We start from the raw sequence: 17644 nt of genomic DNA, 5'->3' as shown, positions 1-17644 counted from the left end.
GGCCGCGACGCGTCAGTCGACCCGGAGCCGGTAGCCGCGCTTGACCACGGTCTGCACCACGCGCGGCGCGCGTAGGCCGGCCCGCAGGCGGGCCACCGCCATCTCCACCGCGTGCTCGTCGGCGCCCCGGGGGAGGGTCCGCAGCAGCGCCGTGCGCGACAGCACCCGGCCGGGGGCCTGGGCCAGCGCCCGCAGCACCGCCATCGGGGCGGGGGCGAGCGGGCGCAGCTCGCCGTCGATCACCGCCGCGTGTCCGCGCAGGGTGAGCAGGTGCCCGGCGGCCTTGAACGTCACGGTCCGGCGGGGCAGCTCGTCGACGATGGTCCGCACCAACGCGCCCAGCCGGGCCCGCCCGGGCGCACTCACCGGCACCCCGTGCCGCAGCAGCGGCTCGGCGGTCACCGCTCCGACGCAGCTGGCCAGCACGTCGCTGCGGAACGCGGACACCACCGCGTCGGTACGGTCCCCGGCGGCCCGCAACAGCGCCTCCGCCGCTGGTGCCGAGGTGAACGTCACCGCGTCCACCAGCCGGCCGGCGATCAGGTCGATCAACCGGTGCAGCGGTGCCGGGTCGGTCGGCGGCGCCCAGCGGTAGACCGGCACCTCGATCACCGTGGCGCCGGCCGCCTCCAGCGCGAGCGTGCACTCGGGCTGCCGCTCACCGTGCAGCTGCATGGCGATCACCTGCCCGGCCACGCCACGGCGGCGCAGGTGATCGACCACCTCGTCGCAGCTCTCTGACGCCGGTGACCACTGGTCGTGCAGCCCGGCCGCACGGATCGCGCCGCGTGCCTTCGGGCCCCGGGCGACGACGTACGAGCTGGCGAGCACCGAACGCAGTGGTTCGGCCAGCCCCCAGCCCTCGGCCGCCTCCAGCCACCCGCGCATCCCGATGCCGGTGTTGGCCATCAGGATGTCGGGTGGCTGGTCCAGGCAGGCGCGGGTCGCCTCGCGCAGTTCCGTGTCGTCGGACAGCGGCACGATCCGCAGCGCCGGGGCGAGCACCACGCGGGCGCCCCGGCGTTCGAGCAGCGCGGCCAACTCGTCGCGCCGCCGGTCGGCGGTCACCCCGATGGTGAAGCCGGCCAGTTCTTCCCGCATCAGCCCTCCCGTCGCAACCGCACTTCGACGATCCCGTCGTGGCAGCGCGTGTCGTGCCGGGCCACGGCCATCCCGGGCAGGTCCAGGCACTCCCCGGTGCGCAGGTCGTACACCTGCTTGTGCAGCGGGGAGGCGACCGTCGGCACTCCGCCGCGGCTGCCCACGATGCCCCGCGACAGCACGTACGCCCCGGAGACCGGGTCGCGGTTGTCGATCGCGAACAGCCCGTCCACGGTGTGGAAGAGGGCGACCTGCACGCCGTCGACCAGGGCGGCGGCACCCCGGTTCGGTTCCAGCCGGTCGAGGGGGCAGACAGCGGTCCAGTCGAGCGTGCTCGTGTGGCTCATCGCCGTACCTCCGGAAGGCCGAGTGAGACGGGCTGCCGGCGGGTGTCGGCCGGCTCGGGACGGGTGGTCGTCAGGGCGCGTGCCGGCACCGGCTGGCCGCGTTCCACGGCGAAGGTGATCGACGGGTCGGGCACGTCGGGGGCGTTGACGAAGGAGGTGTAGCGGCGCAGCCGCTCCGGGTCGTCCAGCACGTCGCGCCACTCATCGGAGTACGACGCCACGTGCCGGGCCATCGCCGCGTCCAGGTCGGCGCAGAGCCCCAGCGAGTCGTCCACGATCACCGCGCGCAGGTGGTCCAGGCCGCCGTCCATGGCCTCGATCCACCCGGCCGTGCGTTGCAGCCGGTCGGCGGTGCGGATGTAATACATCAAGAATCTGTCGATCAGTCGAATCAGTGCTTCGGTCGACAGATCAGTGGCGAACAGGTCGGCGTGGCGGGGCCGGAAGCCGCCGTTGCCGCCGACGTAGAGGTTCCAGCCGGTCTCGGTGGCGATGATGCCGAAGTCCTTGCTGCGGGCCTCGGCGCACTCCCGGGCACAGCCGGAGACCGCCGACTTGAGCTTGTGCGGCGCGCGCAGCCCGCGGTAGCGCAGCTCCAGCGCCACGGCCAGCCCCACCGAATCCTGCACCCCGTACCGGCACCAGGTCTCGCCGACGCAGGACTTCACCGTGCGCAGCGCCTTGCCGTACGCGTGGCCGGACTCGAAGCCGGCGTCCACCAGGCGTCGCCAGATCTGCGGCAGCTGCTCCACCCGGGCCCCGAACAGGTCGATCCGCTGCCCGCCGGTGATCTTGGTGTAGAGCTGGAAGTCGCGGGCGACCTCGCCGATGACGATCAGCTTCTCCGGGGTGATCTCGCCGCCGGGGATCCGGGGCACCACCGAGTAGCTGCCGTCGCGTTGCAGGTTGGCCAGGAAGTGGTCGTTGGTGTCCTGCAACGACGCCTGCTCACCGTCGAGCACGTGCCCGCTGCCCAGCGAGGCGAGGATCGACGCCACCACCGGCTTGCAGATGTCGCAGCCGCGCCCCCGCCCGTGCTCGGCGACCAGCCGGGAGAACGTGCGGATCCCGCGCACGCGGACGATCTCGAACAGCTCCCGCCGGCCGACGTCGAAGTGCTCGCAGAGCGCACTGGACTGCGCGACCCCGGCCGCGTCGAGGAGCTGCTTGAGCATCGGGACGCACGAGCCGCAGCTGGTGCCCGCCCGCGTGCACGCCTTCAACGCCGGCACGTCCGCGCAGCCGCCCGCGATGGCGTCGTCCACGTCGCCGCGGGTCACCGCGTTGCAGGAGCAGACCTGCGCGGTGGCGGGCAGTGCCCCGGCGTCCGCGCCGCCGCCGTCCGGCGCGAGCAGCGCCAGCGGCGCGGCCGGCAGCGGACCGCCCACACTGGCCCGCAACGTCGGGTACGCGCTGGCGTCGCCCACCAGCACCCCGCCGAGCAGGGTCTGCGCGTCGTCGGAGAGGACCAGCTTCGCGTAGACCCGGGTGGCCGGGTCGGTGAACGTGACGTCCAGGCAGCCCTCGGTGGTGCCGTGCGCGTCGCCGAACGACGCCACGTCGACACCGAGCAGTTTCAGCTTGGTGGCGGTGTCCGCGCCCGGGAAGGTCGCCGCGCCGCCGACCAGCCGGTCGGCCACCACCTCGGCCGTCGCGTACCCGGGGGCGACCAGGCCGTGGCAGGTGCCGTCGACCGCCGCGCACTCGCCGACGGCCCAGACGTGCTCGTCGGCGCTGCGGCAGGTCTCGTCGACCAGCACCCCGCCGCGCGGACCCAGCGGCAGGCCGGCGGCCCGCGCCAACTCGTCGCGGGGCCGGATGCCGGCGGCCACCACGACCAGCTCGGCGTCGACCACGCGGCCGTCGGACAGCTCCAGGGCGTCGACAGCGCCGTCGGCGCCGGCGCGGATCGCGGTGGTGGCCACCCCGAGGTGGGTACGCACGCCCAGCTCCTCGACGTAGCGGCGCAGCATCGCGCCGCCGGCCTGGTCCACCTGCACCGGCATCAGCCGGGGCGCGAACTCCACCACGTCGGTGCTCAGGCCGAGCAGGCGCAGCGCGTTCGCCGCCTCCAGCCCGAGCAACCCGCCGCCGATCACCGCGCCGACCCGCCGTCCCCGCGCGTACGCCCGGATCGCCGCCAGGTCGTCCAGGGTCCGGTAGACGAACACGCCGGGCAGGTCGGCGCCGGGCACCGGCGGCACGAAGGGGTACGACCCGGTGGCCAGCACCAGCGCGTCGTAGCCGTACTCGCCGACGGCGGTGGTCACCACCCGCCGGGCGCGGTCGATGGCAGTGGCCGGCTCACCGAGGCGCAGCCGCACGCCGTCGTGCGGGGTGTGCACGTTGAGCTCGTCCTCGCTCACCCCGTCGAAGTACGCCGAGAGCCGCACCCGGTCGTACGCGGGACGCCCCTCCTCGGCCAGCACCGTCACCCGCCAGCGGCCCTGCGGGTCGCGGGCGCGCAGCGCGTCGACGAAGCGCTGCCCCACCATGCCGTTGCCGATGACGACCAGGTCCTGACCGCTCATCGCGTCACCTCCACCGATTCCGCTTCGGACAGCCAGTCGACGATGCCGCCGACCGCATCCCGGCATCCGCCGCATCCGGTGCCGGCCCGGGTCCCCGCCACCACCGCGTCGAGCGTTCGTGCACCGGAGCGCCAGCACCGCACCAGCGCTCCCTTGGTCACCGTGTTGCACTGGCAGACGACTGCCGCGTCCGGCATCAGCGCCGGTGACGCGCTCGGCGCCGCGCCGGCCCCGCCGAGCGCCCGGCCCAGCAGCAGGGCCCGCCGGTCGGCCGGCACCGGGTGACCCCGGTCGAAGAGTTGGATCACCGTGCCGATCGCCGGGTTGTCGCCGAGCAGGATCGCGCCGACCAGCCGTTCGTCGCGGATCCGCAGGCGCGCGTACGTGCCCCGGGCGGGATCGGCGAAGGTCAGCTCCTCGCCCGGCCCGCCGCCCGCGGCGTCGCCCATCGCGGCCAGGTCGATCCCGGCCGCCTTGAGCCGGGTCACCACGGGTCGAGGTCGGTAGCGGGCCAGCGGGTCGGTGCCGGTCAGCACGTCGGCGAGCACCCGGGCCTGGGCCCAGGCGGGTGCGACAAGTCCGGTGAGCGCGCCGTCGTGCTCGGCGCAGTCGCCGATCGCCGAGATGCTCCGGTCGCTGGTGCGCAGCCGGTCGTCCACCACCACGCCGCGCCGCACGGTCAGCCCGGCGGCCTGCGCGAGGGCGGTGTCGGGGCGTACGCCGCAGGAGAGCACCAGCAGGTCGGCGTGCAGCGACCGCCCGTCGGCCAGGTCGAGGCGGACGCCGGCGTCGTCGGCGACGACTCCGGTCGCCGGCACCGCGAGCTGGATGGTGACGCCGAGCCCGGCGAGCGTGCCGGCGAGCACCGCGCCGGCCGCGGGGTCGAGCTGCCGCTCCATGAGGTGCCCGGTGTGGTGCACGACAGTGGTGGCGAGCCCGCGGGTGGCCAGGCCGCGGGCGGCCTCCAGGCCGAGCAGCCCACCGCCGAGCACTATCGCGCTGCGGGCCCCGTCGGCGACGGCGAGGATCCGGCGGCAGTCGTCAAGGGTCCGGAACGGAACGACCCGCTGCGGCAGGTCGGTCGGGTCGAGGCCGGGCAGCGGCGGCACCACCGCCCGCGCGCCGGTGGCCAGCACCAGGTGGTCGTAGGAGATTCGTTCGCCGTCGCCGGTGCGGACCTCGCGGGCGGACCGGTCCACAGCGGTCACCGGTACGCCGGGGCGCAGATCGATGCCGTGCCCGGCGGCCTCGGTCAGCTCCACGTCCGGTTCGGCGATCCGGCCGGTCAGCAGCGTGGAGAGCATGATCCGGTTGTACGCGCGGTGCGGCTCCGCCCCGAGCACGGTGACCTTCCGGTCTCCCTCGCGGGCGTGCAGTTCGGCCGCGAGCCGGGCACCGGCCATCCCGTTGCCGACGATCACCACCCGGGCCGTCATGCCTTCTCCACCCGGACCGCGCAGATCTTGAACTCGGGCATCCCGGAGATCGGGTCCACCGCGTCGTTGGTCACCGAGTTGGCCCGGCCGGCACCGGACCAGTGGAACGGTGCGAAGACCGTGTCCGGTCGGATGCCCGAGCTGAGGCGGGCCGGCGCGCGCAGCTCGCCCCGGCGGGAGGTGACCCGCACCGGGTCGCCGTCGTCGATGCCCAGCCGGGCCGCCAGGTCGGGGTGCAGCTCGACGAACGCCTCGGGCGCGGCGCGGCGCAGCGCGGCCACCCGGCGGGTCTGGGTGCCGGACTGGTACTGGGCGAGCACCCGGCCGGTGGTGAAGTGCAGGGGATAGGTGGCGCAGACCTCCTCGGCCGCCGGCCGGTGGTCCACGGCGTGGAACCGGGCCCGGCCGTCCGGGGTGCCGAACCGGTCGGCGAAGAGCCGTGGCGTGTCCGGCCCGTCCGCGCTGGGGCAGGGCCAGAAGACACCGTCGGCGTCGTCGATCCGGGCCCAGTCGATGCCCGCGTAGTCGGCGACCCCTCCGGCGGAGGCCCGGCGCAGCTCGGCGAACACGGTGGCCGGGTCGGTCGGGAACCGCGCCGCAGCCGTCTCGGCGTCGCCCAACCTCGCCGCCAGGTCGGCGAGGATGGCCAGGTCGGTCCGGACGCCCGGCGGAGGCGGGCGCAGGGCCCGTCGGCGCAGCACGCGGCCTTCCAGATTGGTCATCGTGCCGTCCTCCTCGGCCCACTGCGCGGTGGGCAGCACCACGTCGGCCAGCGCCGCCGTCTCGGAGAGCAGCAGGTCGGCGACGACCAGCAGGTCGAGGTCGCGCAGCCGGCCCTCGATCCGGGCCGCCCGGGGAGCGGAGACCACCGGGTTCGAGCCGAACACCAGCAACGCGCGGGGGCCGTCAGGGGTGCCGAGCGAGTCGAGCAGTTGGTAGGCCGGCACGCCCGGGCCGGGCAGGTCGTCGGCCGGCACGCCCCAGACACCGGCGACGTGTTCCCGGGCCGCCGGGTCGTCGATCCTGCGGTAGCCGGGGAGCTGGTCGGCCTTCTGCCCGTGCTCCCGCCCGCCCTGACCGTTGCCCTGGCCGGTGAGGCAGCCGTACCCCGAGCCCTCGCGGCCGGGCAGGCCCAGAGCGAGAGCGAGATTGACGTACGCGGTGACGGTGTCGACGCCCTTGGCGTGCTGCTCGGCGCCGCGCGCGGTCAGGATGATCACGCGGCCGCCGGTGCCCAGCGCTCGGGCGGTCGCCTCCAGGTCGGCCACCGGCACGCCGGAGAGCTGCTCGGCGCGGGCCGGCCACCACGCGGCGACGCTGCGGCGGACCACGTCGAAGCCGCTGGTCCGCTCGGCCACGTACGCCTGGTCGACCCACCCTTCGGTGAGCGCGATGTGCAGCAACGCGTTGGCCACGGCGAGGTCGGTGCCGGGCAGCGGTTGCAGGTGCAGGTCGGCCTGGCGGGCGGTGGCGGTGACGCGGGGGTCGACGACGATGAGCCGGCCGCCACCCCGGCGCTGCTCGGTGAGCCAGCGCACCAGCGGCGGCATGGTCTCGGCCGGGTTGGCGCCGACCAGCAGCAGGGTGTCGGCCCGGCCGAGGTCGGCCAGCGGAAACGGCAGTCCCCGGTCGACACCGAAGGCGCGCAGGCCGGCGGCGGCCGCCGACGACATGCAGAACCGTCCGTTGTAGTCGATGTTGCGGGTGCGCAGCGCGACCCGGGCGAACTTCCCCAGCGCGTACGCCTTCTCGTTGGTCAGCCCGCCGCCGCCGAAGACGGCGACCGCGTCCCGACCGGAGCTGCCCTGGATGGCGCGCAGGCCGGTGGCGATCCGGTCCAGCGCGGCGTCCCAGGTCGCCGGGCGCAGCTCGCCGCTGACCGGGTCGCGCAGCAGCGGGGTGGTCAGCCGGTCCGGGTGGTCGAGCAGCTCGGCGGACGTCCAGCCCTTCTGGCAGAGCCCGCCCCGGTTGGTGGGGAACTGGCGGGGGAGCACGCTCACCCCGGTGTCGTCCTCGCGCAGCGTCATCCCGCACTGGAGGGCGCAGTACGGGCAGTGCGTCGCCACCTCCCGGGGGGTTCGCCCCGGTCGAGTTGCCGGCCGTGCACCGTCTGTCATGTCCCGAAAGCGTGCCGGCGGGCGGTTTCCGGTCCGGGTCTCTTCTGTTTCGGTCCTGTCAAGTGGGGCTCACACCGCACAGGGGCAGCGGACGTGACGGGTGGGTCGGTCCGCCGACCTGCCGTCCGCCGCCCGTGGCGAGCGCCGCCCGCGTCCCATCCAGCGGTCGGTGCTGTGCCGACCCCACGCCCGTCGCTTAGTATGTGGGAAAGTTGTCTCACTAAATGGGAGTGGCGATGAGCGTGACGGACGTCTTCGACGCGGTGGCCGGCACCTACGACGAGGCGCGTCGGCGGCTGATTCCCTGCTTCGACACCTTCTACGGAGCAGCGGTCGAGGTGGCGGCGCCACCACTGCGCGCCGCGCTGGCCGCCGGTCGTACACCTGAGGTGTTGGACCTGGGCGCGGGCACCGGCCTGCTCTCGCTGCTGCTCGCCGCGGCGGTGCCCGGGGTCCGGCTGACCCTGGTGGACGGTGCGCCGGCCATGCTCGCCCGCGCCACCGAACAGTTGCGCGACCGGGGCGTGCCGCACCGGAGCGTGCGCGCCGACCTGTCCGACGAGCTGCCGCCCGGGCGGTACGACGCGGTGGTCAGCGCGCTGGCGATCCACCACCTGGACGACGACGGCAAGCGGGCGCTCTACCGGCGGGCCGCCGCCGCGCTGGCGCCGGGCGGGGTGTTCGTCAACGCCGAGCAGGTGGCCGGTCCGACGCCGGCTCTGGACCGGCGCTACGACGAGGTGTGGCTGGCGCGGATCACCGAGCTGGGCGCGTCCCCCGACGAGATCGCGGCCTCCCGGGAGCGGATGCGGCACGACCTGCCGGCGACAGTCGCCGACCAGTGCCGGTGGCTCGGCGAGGCCGGCCTGGTGGACGTCGACTGCTACGTCAAGGAGTGGCGCTTCGCCGTGTTCGGCGGCCGGGCCCGGTGACGGTATGTGCGTTTCGGCGGCCGGGGACGAGCCGGCCGGCGCGTGGATGACTGATGGTCATACCGCTGGGTAGTCTCAGCGGCATGACTGCCAAGGTGACGCTGTCGTTCACGGACGAGACGATCGAGGAGGCCCGACGCTTCGCCAAGCGCGAAGGGCTGTCCCTCTCGGCGTGGATGGACCAGGCCGCCCGCGAGAAGGCGCTGCGCGAGGTCTTCACCGCGCACGCCGCCGCCGTGGGCCGTGCCGGCCTCGACCTGGAGTCCGCCGCCCTCGCCGACGCCCGCGAGGTCGGCATGGTCAACGACCTCTTCTCCGGCGGACGGCCAAGTGCTGCGTAGGGGTGAGGTCTGGCGCATCGAGGGCGCCCGGGAACGCCTCGGGCTCGTGATCAGCTCGGACGTCTACAACTCCACCGACGTGCCCATCGTGATCGTCGTCGAGGTGGTCGAGGAGTCGCTCCTGCGCGACTCGCCCCTCGCCGTGCCGATGGGCCGGTACGTGGTGATGCCCGACCGGATCTCCGCACCGATGAAGAAGTGGTTCACCGACTGCGTGGACGTCGCCGACACCGACACCATGCTCCGGGTCGGCCGCGCCCTGCGCATCCTCCAGCAGCTCTGAGCCACCGGACCTCACCACCGCCGCCGGCCCGTGGTGCGGTAGGCGTATCCGGGCCGACCCGTGACGGGCACTGCCAGGTAACCCCGCCTTCCTAGCGTTCCTCCTCGTCGCATCGACGAGGAGGAGCCGCCGTGAGCACGCTCACCAGCACCGCAGTCACCGCCGAGCCACCTGCCGTCGCCGGACGTCGGCGCCCGCTGGACGACTGGCGGCCCGAGGATCCCGACTTCTGGCGTACGACAGGCGCACCCATCGCCCGCCGCAACCTCTGGGTGTCGATCTTCGCCGAGCACGTGGGTTTCTCCGTGTGGAGCCTCTGGTCGGTGACCGTGCTCTTCCTCGGCCCCGCGTACGGCATCGACCCGGCCGGGAAGTTCCTGCTCACCGCCGTGCCGGCCGCGCTGGGGGCGGTGCTGCGGCTGCCGTACACCCTGGCGGTGGCCCGCTTCGGCGGGCGGCGCTGGACGACAATCAGCGCGCTGCTGCTGCTGGTCCCGACGGTGCCGATGACTGTGCTGCTGGAACCCGGGGTGTCCTACTCCACGCTGATGGTGCTCGCCTGCCTCACCGGCGTCGGCGGCGGCAACTTCGCCTCCTCGATGGCGAACATCAACCTGTTCTACCCGTCCCGGCTCAAGGGGCGGGCCCTCGGGCTCAACGCCGGCGGCGGCAATCTCGGGGTGCCCGCGGTGCAGCTGGTGGGGCTGGCGGTCCTGGCCACCGCCGGGGCCGCGTACCCCCGGCTGGTGCCCGCGGTCTACCTGCCGCTGATCGTGCTGGCCGCGCTGGCGGCGGCCCGCTGGCTGGACACCGTGCCCGGCGCGCGCAACGAGCCCGGGGCGCTGCGCGAGGCTGCCCGGGACCCGCACACCTGGGTCATGTCGCTGCTCTACATCGGCACCTTCGGCTCGTTCATCGGGTTCGGCTTCGCGTTCGGCCAGGTGCTCCAGCTCCAGTTCGCCGAGCGGTTCCCCACAGCCGTCGACGCCGCCTGGCTGACTTTCCTGGGGCCACTGGTGGGCTCGCTGATCCGGCCGCTGGGTGGCCATCTCGCCGACCGGCTCGGCGGGGCCCGGGTGACCTTCTGGAACTTCGTGGCGATGGCGATCGGCGCCGGCACGGTGCTGTACGCGGCCCGGGAGCGCTCGTTCGGGCTCTACCTGACCGGGTTCCTCGCCCTCTTCGTCTTCTCCGGCGTCGGCAACGGCTCCACGTACAAGATGATCCCGGCGATCTTCCGGGCCCGGGCGGCCGACGCCGTGGCCGCCGGCACGCGTGACCCGGAGGCCGCCGCGCGGTGGGCCCGGCGGATGACCGGCGCGTTGATCGGCATCGCCGGGGCGATCGGCGCCTCCGGCGGAGTGCTGGTCAACATCGCCTTCCGCCAGTCGTTCCTCGGCTCCGGCAACGCCGATGCCGCCTACCTGGCGTTCATCGGCTGGTACGCGCTGTGCTTCGCGGTGACCTGGTTCGTCTACCGTCGTCCGGGGTCCCACCGGCTCGCCGGGGTGTGATCCGGGTCATGGTCGGCGCGTCGCCGCGCGGCATCCCACCCCCGTTTTGACCTGCCGATGGGGCGCCGGGTATCGTTGCCTGCTGTTGTACGACATCCAGAGGCGTGCCCTATCAGGTACGCTTGGTCGTTCGTGCGCGCTGGTCCGGCCTGCTAGATCTGGTCACCTCGGCGCGCGACCCCAGACCGACGACGAGACAAGGTAGACCTGTGCGTACGTACAGCCCGAAGCCGGGTGAGATCGAGCGTCAGTGGCACGTCATCGACGCCTCTGATGTCGTGCTGGGCCGCCTGGCCACCCACGCCGCCACGTTGCTGCGTGGTAAGCACAAGCCGACTTTCGCGCCGCACGTCGACACGGGCGACTTCGTCGTCATCGTGAACGCGGGCAAGGTTGCGCTGACCGGCAACAAGCGCCAGACCAAGGTCGCTTACCGCCACTCGGGTTACCCGGGTGGTCTGAAGCAGGTCGGCTACGACGAGCTGCTGACCAAGCGTCCCGAGCGGGCCATCGAGCTGGCCGTGAAGGGGATGCTCCCGCACAACAAGCTCGGCCGTCAGCTGATCAAGAAGCTGAAGGTCTACGCCGGTGCCGAGCACCCGCACCTCGCGCAGCAGCCGGTGCCGTTCGAGATCAAGCAGATCGCGCAGTGAGCGCGGGCGAAGGAAGCAGCATGACCGACATCACCACCGAGACCGAGGTTGCCCCGGAAGCCCCTGAGGCCACCGAGGCGCCGGCGCCCGTCGCCCGCGCGCCTCGTGGTGACCGGCCGATCCAGACCGTGGGCCGCCGCAAGGAGGCCATCGTCCGGGTCCGCATCGTCCCGGGCACCGGCAAGATCACCTGCAACGGCCAGGACCTCGAGGCCTACTTCCCGAGCAAGGTGCACCAGCAGCTCATCAAGGACCCGCTGGTCACCGCCGAGAAGCTCGAGCAGTTCGACGTCATCGCCAACCTGCGTGGCGGCGGCACCACCGGCCAGGCCGGTGCGCTCCGGCTGGGCATCGCCCGCGCGCTGATCATCAACGAGCCGGACGACCGCCCGGCCCTCAAGAAGGCCGGCTTCCTCACCCGGGACGCCCGGGTCAAGGAGAGCAAGAAGTACGGCCTCAAGAAGGCCCGTAAGGCTCCCCAGTACTCGAAGCGCTGATCTTTCCCAGCGCGTTGTACTTCTGACGGACGGCCGGTCCGCCTCCCCTCGACCGGGGAGGTGGTCCGGCCGTTCCGCTTTCTCCTTCTCGGTAGTGCTCATCGGAGGTTGGCGGGTATGGGTCGGTTGTTCGGCACGGACGGCGTACGCGGGCGGGCGAACGCGGATCTCACACCCGAATTGGCGCTCGCACTCGCCGTGGCCGCCGCGCACACACTCGCCGAGACGGACCGCAGCCACCCGCCGCTCGCCGTTGTCGGCAGGGACACCCGGGCCAGCGGCGAGATGCTGGAGGCCGCCGTCGTGGCCGGGCTCACCAGCGCGGGCGCCAACGTGGTCCGCGTCGGCGTGCTGCCCACCCCCGCCGTGGCGTTCCTCACCGCCGAGTCGAAGGCCGACCTCGGGGTGATGCTCTCCGCGTCGCACAACCCCATGCCGGACAACGGCATCAAGCTCTTCGCCGCCGGCGGCCACAAGCTGCCCGACGAGATCGAGATGCGGATCGAGGCGGCCGTCGAGACGAACGCCACCACTGCCTGGGACCGGCCGGTCGGCGCCGGCGTCGGCCGGGTGCACGACCTGCTCGACGGGGCGGACCACTACGTCCAGCACCTCGTCGGCACCGTGCCGCACCGGCTCGACGGGATCAAGGTCGTCGTCGACTGCGCCAACGGCGCCGCCGCCGAGGTCGCCCCCGTCGCGTACCGGGAGGCCGGGGCCGAGGTCATCGCGATCCACGCCGAGCCCGACGGGCTGAACATCAACGACGAGTGCGGCTCCAACCACATCGAGGCTCTGCGCGAGGCCGTCGTCGAGCACGGCGCCCACCTGGGCATCGCCCACGACGGTGACGCCGACCGCTGCCTGGCGGTCACCGCCGACGGCGACGAGGTCGACGGCGATCAGGTGATGGCGATCCTCGCGCTGGCCATGCGCGACGCCGGCACGCTCACCCAGGACACCCTGGTGGCCACCGTGATGAGCAACCTCGGCCTGCGGTTGGCGATGTCCGCGCAGGGCATCCGGCTGATCGAGACCAAGGTCGGCGACCGGTACGTGCTGGAGGAGCTGCGCGCCTCGGAGTTGGCGCTCGGCGGCGAGCAGAGCGGCCACATCGTCATGCCCGCGCACGCCACCACCGGCGACGGGGTCCTCACCGGCCTGCACCTGATGGCCCGGATGGCCGCGACCGGCAAGACCCTCGCCGAGCTGGCCTCGGTGGTCACCAAGCTGCCGCAGGTGCTGATCAACGTGCCGGTCGGCGACCGTACCGTCGGGGCGAACGCGCCGGCCGTCCGCGCCGAGGTCGAGCGGGCCGAGGCGGAGCTGGGCGAGACCGGCCGGGTGCTGCTGCGCCCGTCGGGCACCGAGCCCCTGGTCCGGGTGATGGTCGAGGCCGCCACCGAGGCGACCGCCCGCGAGGTCGCCGAGCGGATCGCCGCCCTGGTGCGTACGGCCAGCCCCGTCGGGTCGTAGTCGAGTGGACCGGGGCTCGCGCCCGGCGCGTCAGCGGGTCAGGGCGCGCAACCGGGTGACCGCCTCGGTCAACACCTCCGGGCGCTTGCAGAACGCGAACCGGACCAGTCGTCGGCCGGCCTCGGCATCGTCGTAGAAGACCTGGGTCGGCACGGCCACCACGCCGCAGCGCTCCGGCAGCGACCGGCAGAACTCGACCCCGTCGGAGCCGCCGAGCGGCGTGATGTCGGCGGTGACGAAGTACGTCGCCTCCGACGTCAGCACCTCGAACCCGGCGTCGGTGAGGCCGCCCACGAGCTGGTCGCGACGTTGCTGGAGCCCGTCGCGGAAGCCCGTGTAGTAGTCGTCGGGCAGGGCCAGCGCCACGGCGACCGCCGGTTGCAGCGGGGCGGCGTTGACGTAGGTGAGGAACTGCTTCACGCGCAGCACCGCCGAGACCAGCGCCGCCGGGCCGCTCACCCAGCCGACCTTCCAGCCCGTGCAGGAGAACGTCTTGCCGGCCGACGAGATGCGCAGCGTCCGCTCCCGCATCCCGGGCAACGCGGCCAGCGGCACGTGTGGACCGGACGCGTCCGTGAACACCAGGTGCTCGTAGACCTCGTCGGTGACCGCGTACGCGCCGTACTCCTGGCACAGCTCGGCCACCAGCGCCAGCTCGGCCGGCGTGAACACCTTGCCCGTCGGATTGTGCGGTGAGTTGAGCAGCACCAGCCGGGTGCGCGGCCCGAACGCCGCCCGCAGCGCCGCCGGGTCGAACGCGTACCGACCGTCCGCGGCGGGACGCAGCGTGACCGGCCGCCGGACCGCGCCGGCAAGCGCGATCGAGGCGGCGTACGAGTCGTAGTACGGCTCGAAGCAGACCACCTCGTCGCCCGGCTCGCACAGCGCGAGGATGCTGGCCGCCACCGCCTCGGTCGCGCCCGCCGTGATCACGATCTCGCCGTCCGGGTCGTACGACAGGTCGTGGAACCGCCGCTGATGGGCCGCGACGGCCGCGCGCAGGGCGGGTATCCCCGGGCCGGGCGGGTACTGGTTGTGCCCGCCGCGCAGCGCCTCGGCGGCGGCGGCGGCGAGCATCTCCGGCGGGCCGTCCGTGTCCGGGAAGCCCTGGCCCAGGTTGACCGCCCCGGTCCGGACGGCGAGGGCGGACATCTCGGCGAAGATCGTCGTGCCGAAGGGCCGCATCCGGGCCACCAGCGGGTCGACATCGGTGCTCGTCGTCACCTGCGCCAGCCTACGGGCACCCGCCGGCGCAACCCCAGCCTCACTCGGGCTCACAGCGGGTCATCCAGTACCCCTGGCTCTTGTCGATCACCGGCTTTCCGACGCCGGTGATCGTGATCGTGCAGTCGAGGGGCTTCTCGGCCACGCCGTCGGGCCAGGTCGCCTCCACCATGATCCGGCTCTGGCCGTTGGTGCGGATCGTCGTACGCCAGGGCAGCTTCGCGCTGTCGACGTGGATGAGGTCACTCTCGGCGTCGTAGTAGGCGATGTCCGCCTCACCCGCGCCGGACACCTGGTAGACCACTGTCACCGGCGCGGGCCCCGACGTGGGGCGCGTGATCGGTTTCTTGGTGGGCGTCGCGGTGGTGGTCTCGGGATCGGTGGGCGCGGTGGGCTCCGGCGCGGCGCTCGGCGGCCAGCCGTCGTCGTCGAAGGGGCCGGTGTCGTACGGGTCCTCGGCCACCGTGTCCGGGAGCAGTTGGCCGAGCAGGGGTCCGCCCACGCAGAAGCAGCCGCAGGCGCCGAGGACGAGCGCCGCGACGACAGCGGCGACGATCCCGACCACCCGACCGTTGCCGGAGGGCCGGCCGGGCGGCGGATAGCCCGGGTAGAGATAGCCCGGCGGCGGGTAGCCCGGCGGCGGGTAGCCCGGCGGCGGGTAGCCCGGCGGCGGATAGCCGGGGTAGAGATAGCCCGGCGGCGGGTAACCCGGCTGCGGATAGCCGGGCTGCGGATAGCCGGCCGGCGTGGGCTCCGGTGACGGGGGTGGTGGCCAGGGGGTCGCCGCGGTGGGCGTCCACCCGGTTCCGGCGGGATCGGGTGTCCACGGCGCCGAGGGCGACGCGGGTGTCCACGGCGCCGGCGGCGCCCAGGGCTGGCCCGGAGCCAGTGGATCGGGCATCGGGAAGGAGCCCGGCGCGGCCCACTCGGACGGCGGCGTCGGCGGCTGTCCCGCAGTCGGATCCGGCGGCGTAGGGGTTGGTTCCGGGGGTGGCGTCGGGGACGCCTCGGGCGGCGGCGCGTCGGACATGGCTGCTCCGGGCGGGAGTGGGTATGGGCCAACGGGCCGGGGGAGCGCGCGCCGAGCCCGCCGGAAGACTGTCGTACCCGCTGGCCGTCCGCAACCCCGTCGGGTCGGTGGCACCGCGACCGGTCCCGTGACACTCGTCCCATTACTGTCCGCCAGCCACCGATCGCTCAAATTCGGTGCTTGTTTAGCCGACTTTCGAGCACCCACACTGAGCGAAACTGGGTTAGGCTGCGGGCCATGTGTGGAATCGTGGGATACGCGGGCGCGCGCCCGGCACTGGGCATCGTGCTCGACGGGCTGCGGCGGCTGGAATACCGGGGCTACGACTCGGCGGGCGTGGCGATCGTCTGCGACGGCCAACTGCTGACCGAGAAGAAGGCCGGCAAGCTCTCCAACCTGGAGAAGGTGCTCTCCGAGCGCGCCGCCGACGACCCGACCTCCTGCGCGGCCAGCCCCATCGGCATCGGTGACGGCACCACCGGCATCGGGCACACCCGGTGGGCCACCCACGGCGGCCCGACCGACCGCAACGCGCACCCGCACCTGGCCCCCGACGGTCGCGTCGCGGTGATCCACAACGGCATCATCGAGAACTTCGCCAAGCTCCGCGCCGAGCTGGAGGCCGACGGCGTCCAGTTCACCAGCGACACCGACACCGAGTGCGCCGCGCACCTGCTCTCCGCCGCGCTCGCCGACCTGCGCGCCGCCGGCCAGCCGGACGGTCCGCAGCTGCTCGCCGCCGGCATGCGCGTCGTGTGCCAGCGGCTGGAGGGCGCGTTCACCCTGCTCGCGGTCGACGCCGGGGTGCCCGGTGCGGTCGTCGGCGCCCGGCGCAACTCGCCGCTGGTCGTCGGCCGTGGCGAGGGGGAGAACTACCTGGCCAGCGACGTGGCCGCGTTCATCGAGCACACCCGCGAGGCCGTGGAGCTGGGTCAGGACCAGATCGTCCTGATCACCGGCGACAGCATCGAGATCACCGACTTCGACGGTCAGCCCGCCAGCGGCAAGGACTTCCACATCGACTGGGACTCGTCGGCAGCCGAGAAGGGTGGCTACGACTGGTTCATGCTCAAGGAGATCGAGGAGCAGCCGCAGGCCATCGCCGACACGCTGCTCGGCCGGCTCACCGAGACCGGTGAGATCGCCCTCGACGAGGTCCGCCTCAGCGACCAGGATCTGCGCGACGTCGACAAGATCTTCATCGTGGCCTGCGGCACCGCGTACCACGCGGGCATGGTCGCCAAGTACGCCATCGAGCACTGGACGCGGATCCCCTGCGAGGTGGAGCTGGCCAGCGAGTTCCGCTACCGCGACCCGGTGCTCGACAGGTCCACGCTGATCGTGGTGATCTCGCAGTCCGGCGAGACGATGGACACGCTGATGGCGCTGCGCCACGCCAAGGAGCAGAAGGCCCGGGTGCTGGCGATCTGCAACACCAACGGCTCGACCATCCCCCGCGAGTCCGACGCCGTGCTCTACACCCACGGCGGGCCGGAGATCGCCGTCGCGTCCACCAAGGCGTTCCTCACCCAGGTCGTCGCCTGCTACCTGATCGGCCTGCACCTGGCGCAGGTGCGCGGGATCAAGTTCGCCGACGAGGTCGGCGCGGTCGTGGCCCAGCTCCAGGAGATCCCGGGCAAGCTGCGTGAGCTGCTGGACCGCATCGAGGGAGTCCGCGAGCTGGCCCGGGACCTGAAGTCCGAGCCCACAGTGCTGTTCATCGGCCGGCACGTCGGCTACCCGGTGGCCCTGGAGGGCGCGCTGAAGCTGAAGGAACTGGCGTACATGCACGCCGAGGGCTTCGCCGCCGGTGAGCTGAAGCACGGCCCGATCGCCCTGATCGACAAGGGCACCCCGGTGATCTGCGTGGTGCCGTCGCCGGTGGGCCGCGGCATGCTGCACGACAAGGTCGTCTCCAACATCCAGGAGGTCCGGGCTCGTGGCGCGCGGACCATCGTGATCGCCGAGGAGGGCGACGAGGCAGTCGTCCGGTACGCCGACCACCTGATCTACGTGCCGCGTACGCCGACCCTGCTGGCCCCCCTGGTCACCACGGTGCCGCTGCAGGTGCTCGCCGCCGAGATCGCCGCCGCCCGGGGGCACGACGTGGACCAGCCCCGCAACCTGGCCAAGTCGGTAACCGTCGAGTAGTCGCCGCCCAC

General features: G+C 73.2%; 15 protein-coding genes. 8 read left to right on the top strand and 7 right to left on the bottom strand.

Annotation, left to right across the window (positions count from 1 at the left end):
* Positions 1 to 12: 12 nt before the first annotated feature.
* From AB0B97_RS16840 to AB0B97_RS16820, 5 genes are read right to left on the bottom strand one after another with little or no spacing between them, the layout of a single operon-like run.
* Entirely contained in the window at positions 13 to 1101 is a 1089-nt protein-coding gene (locus tag AB0B97_RS16840; protein WP_234589280.1) for a uroporphyrinogen-III synthase, read from the bottom strand.
* Positions 1101 to 1448, bottom strand: coding sequence for a nitrite reductase small subunit NirD (gene nirD / locus AB0B97_RS16835; RefSeq protein WP_357494457.1), 348 nt, complete (start codon positions 1446 to 1448; stop codon positions 1101 to 1103). Before nirD ends, AB0B97_RS16840 begins: the two co-directional genes overlap by 1 nt.
* On the bottom strand, positions 1445 to 3979 hold the full coding sequence (gene nirB / locus AB0B97_RS16830) for a nitrite reductase large subunit NirB (RefSeq protein WP_357494455.1): 2535 nt from the start codon (positions 3977 to 3979) through the stop codon (positions 1445 to 1447). Before nirB ends, nirD begins: the two co-directional genes overlap by 4 nt.
* Positions 3976 to 5415, bottom strand: a complete 1440-nt coding sequence (locus AB0B97_RS16825; protein ID WP_357494453.1) for an FAD-dependent oxidoreductase — start codon at positions 5413 to 5415, stop codon at positions 3976 to 3978. Before AB0B97_RS16825 ends, nirB begins: the two co-directional genes overlap by 4 nt.
* Positions 5412 to 7532, bottom strand: coding sequence for a molybdopterin oxidoreductase family protein (locus AB0B97_RS16820; protein WP_357494451.1), 2121 nt, complete (start codon positions 7530 to 7532; stop codon positions 5412 to 5414). Before AB0B97_RS16820 ends, AB0B97_RS16825 begins: the two co-directional genes overlap by 4 nt.
* Positions 7533 to 7768: 236 nt before the next feature.
* Between AB0B97_RS16820 and AB0B97_RS16815 the strand changes: the two genes are divergently transcribed.
* The 7 genes from AB0B97_RS16815 to glmM all read left to right on the top strand — a co-directional run bounded on the left by AB0B97_RS16815 (position 7769) and on the right by glmM (position 13228).
* Complete coding sequence (locus AB0B97_RS16815) at positions 7769 to 8464, top strand: methyltransferase domain-containing protein (protein WP_357494449.1); 696 nt, start codon at positions 7769 to 7771, stop codon at positions 8462 to 8464.
* Between the two features lie 53 nt (positions 8465 to 8517).
* Positions 8518 to 8805, top strand: a complete 288-nt coding sequence (locus AB0B97_RS16810) for a DUF6364 family protein (protein WP_234589286.1) — start codon at positions 8518 to 8520, stop codon at positions 8803 to 8805.
* Positions 8795 to 9088 carry a hypothetical protein gene (locus AB0B97_RS16805; RefSeq protein WP_234589287.1) on the top strand — a complete coding sequence of 98 codons (294 nt, stop codon included), beginning with the start codon at positions 8795 to 8797 and terminating at the stop codon, positions 9086 to 9088. The genes AB0B97_RS16810 and AB0B97_RS16805 overlap by 11 nt, the downstream gene beginning before the upstream one ends.
* Before the next feature lie 131 nt (positions 9089 to 9219).
* Positions 9220 to 10602, top strand: a complete 1383-nt coding sequence (locus AB0B97_RS16800) for a nitrate/nitrite transporter (protein ID WP_357494446.1) — start codon at positions 9220 to 9222, stop codon at positions 10600 to 10602.
* Between the two features lie 209 nt (positions 10603 to 10811).
* A complete protein-coding gene (gene rplM, locus AB0B97_RS16795) occupies positions 10812 to 11255 on the top strand; it encodes a 50S ribosomal protein L13 (protein WP_007465158.1) in 444 nt (147 codons plus the stop codon).
* Between the two features lie 20 nt (positions 11256 to 11275).
* Positions 11276 to 11752: a 30S ribosomal protein S9 gene (gene rpsI, locus AB0B97_RS16790; protein WP_234589289.1), complete on the top strand. Its 477-nt coding sequence runs from the start codon at positions 11276 to 11278 to the stop codon at positions 11750 to 11752.
* A gap of 117 nt (positions 11753 to 11869) precedes the next feature.
* Positions 11870 to 13228 (top strand): phosphoglucosamine mutase, encoded by a 1359-nt coding sequence (glmM, locus tag AB0B97_RS16785; RefSeq protein WP_357494444.1) that lies wholly within the window; start codon positions 11870 to 11872, stop codon positions 13226 to 13228.
* 30 nt (positions 13229 to 13258) lie between these two features.
* Here the strand turns inward: glmM and AB0B97_RS16780 are convergent, their stop codons facing one another.
* Both AB0B97_RS16780 and AB0B97_RS16775 read right to left on the bottom strand, forming a co-directional pair.
* Positions 13259 to 14452: a pyridoxal phosphate-dependent aminotransferase gene (locus tag AB0B97_RS16780; RefSeq protein ID WP_357494442.1), complete on the bottom strand. Its 1194-nt coding sequence runs from the start codon at positions 14450 to 14452 to the stop codon at positions 13259 to 13261.
* A gap of 40 nt (positions 14453 to 14492) precedes the next feature.
* Positions 14493 to 15353: an MmpS family transport accessory protein gene (locus AB0B97_RS16775; protein ID WP_357494440.1), complete on the bottom strand. Its 861-nt coding sequence runs from the start codon at positions 15351 to 15353 to the stop codon at positions 14493 to 14495.
* 366 nt (positions 15354 to 15719) lie between these two features.
* Here AB0B97_RS16775 and glmS point away from each other — a divergent pair, with 366 nt between their 5' ends.
* Positions 15720 to 17633, top strand: coding sequence for a glutamine--fructose-6-phosphate transaminase (isomerizing) (gene glmS / locus AB0B97_RS16770; protein WP_234589296.1), 1914 nt, complete (start codon positions 15720 to 15722; stop codon positions 17631 to 17633).
* The last annotated feature ends 11 nt before the right edge of the window (positions 17634 to 17644 follow it).

This window comes from Micromonospora sp. NPDC049004 (assembly GCF_040649315.1).
Lineage (GTDB): Bacteria > Actinomycetota > Actinomycetes > Mycobacteriales > Micromonosporaceae > Micromonospora.
Note: the sequence above shows the minus strand (reverse complement) of the source record. Positions and strands in the feature narration are given on the sequence as shown.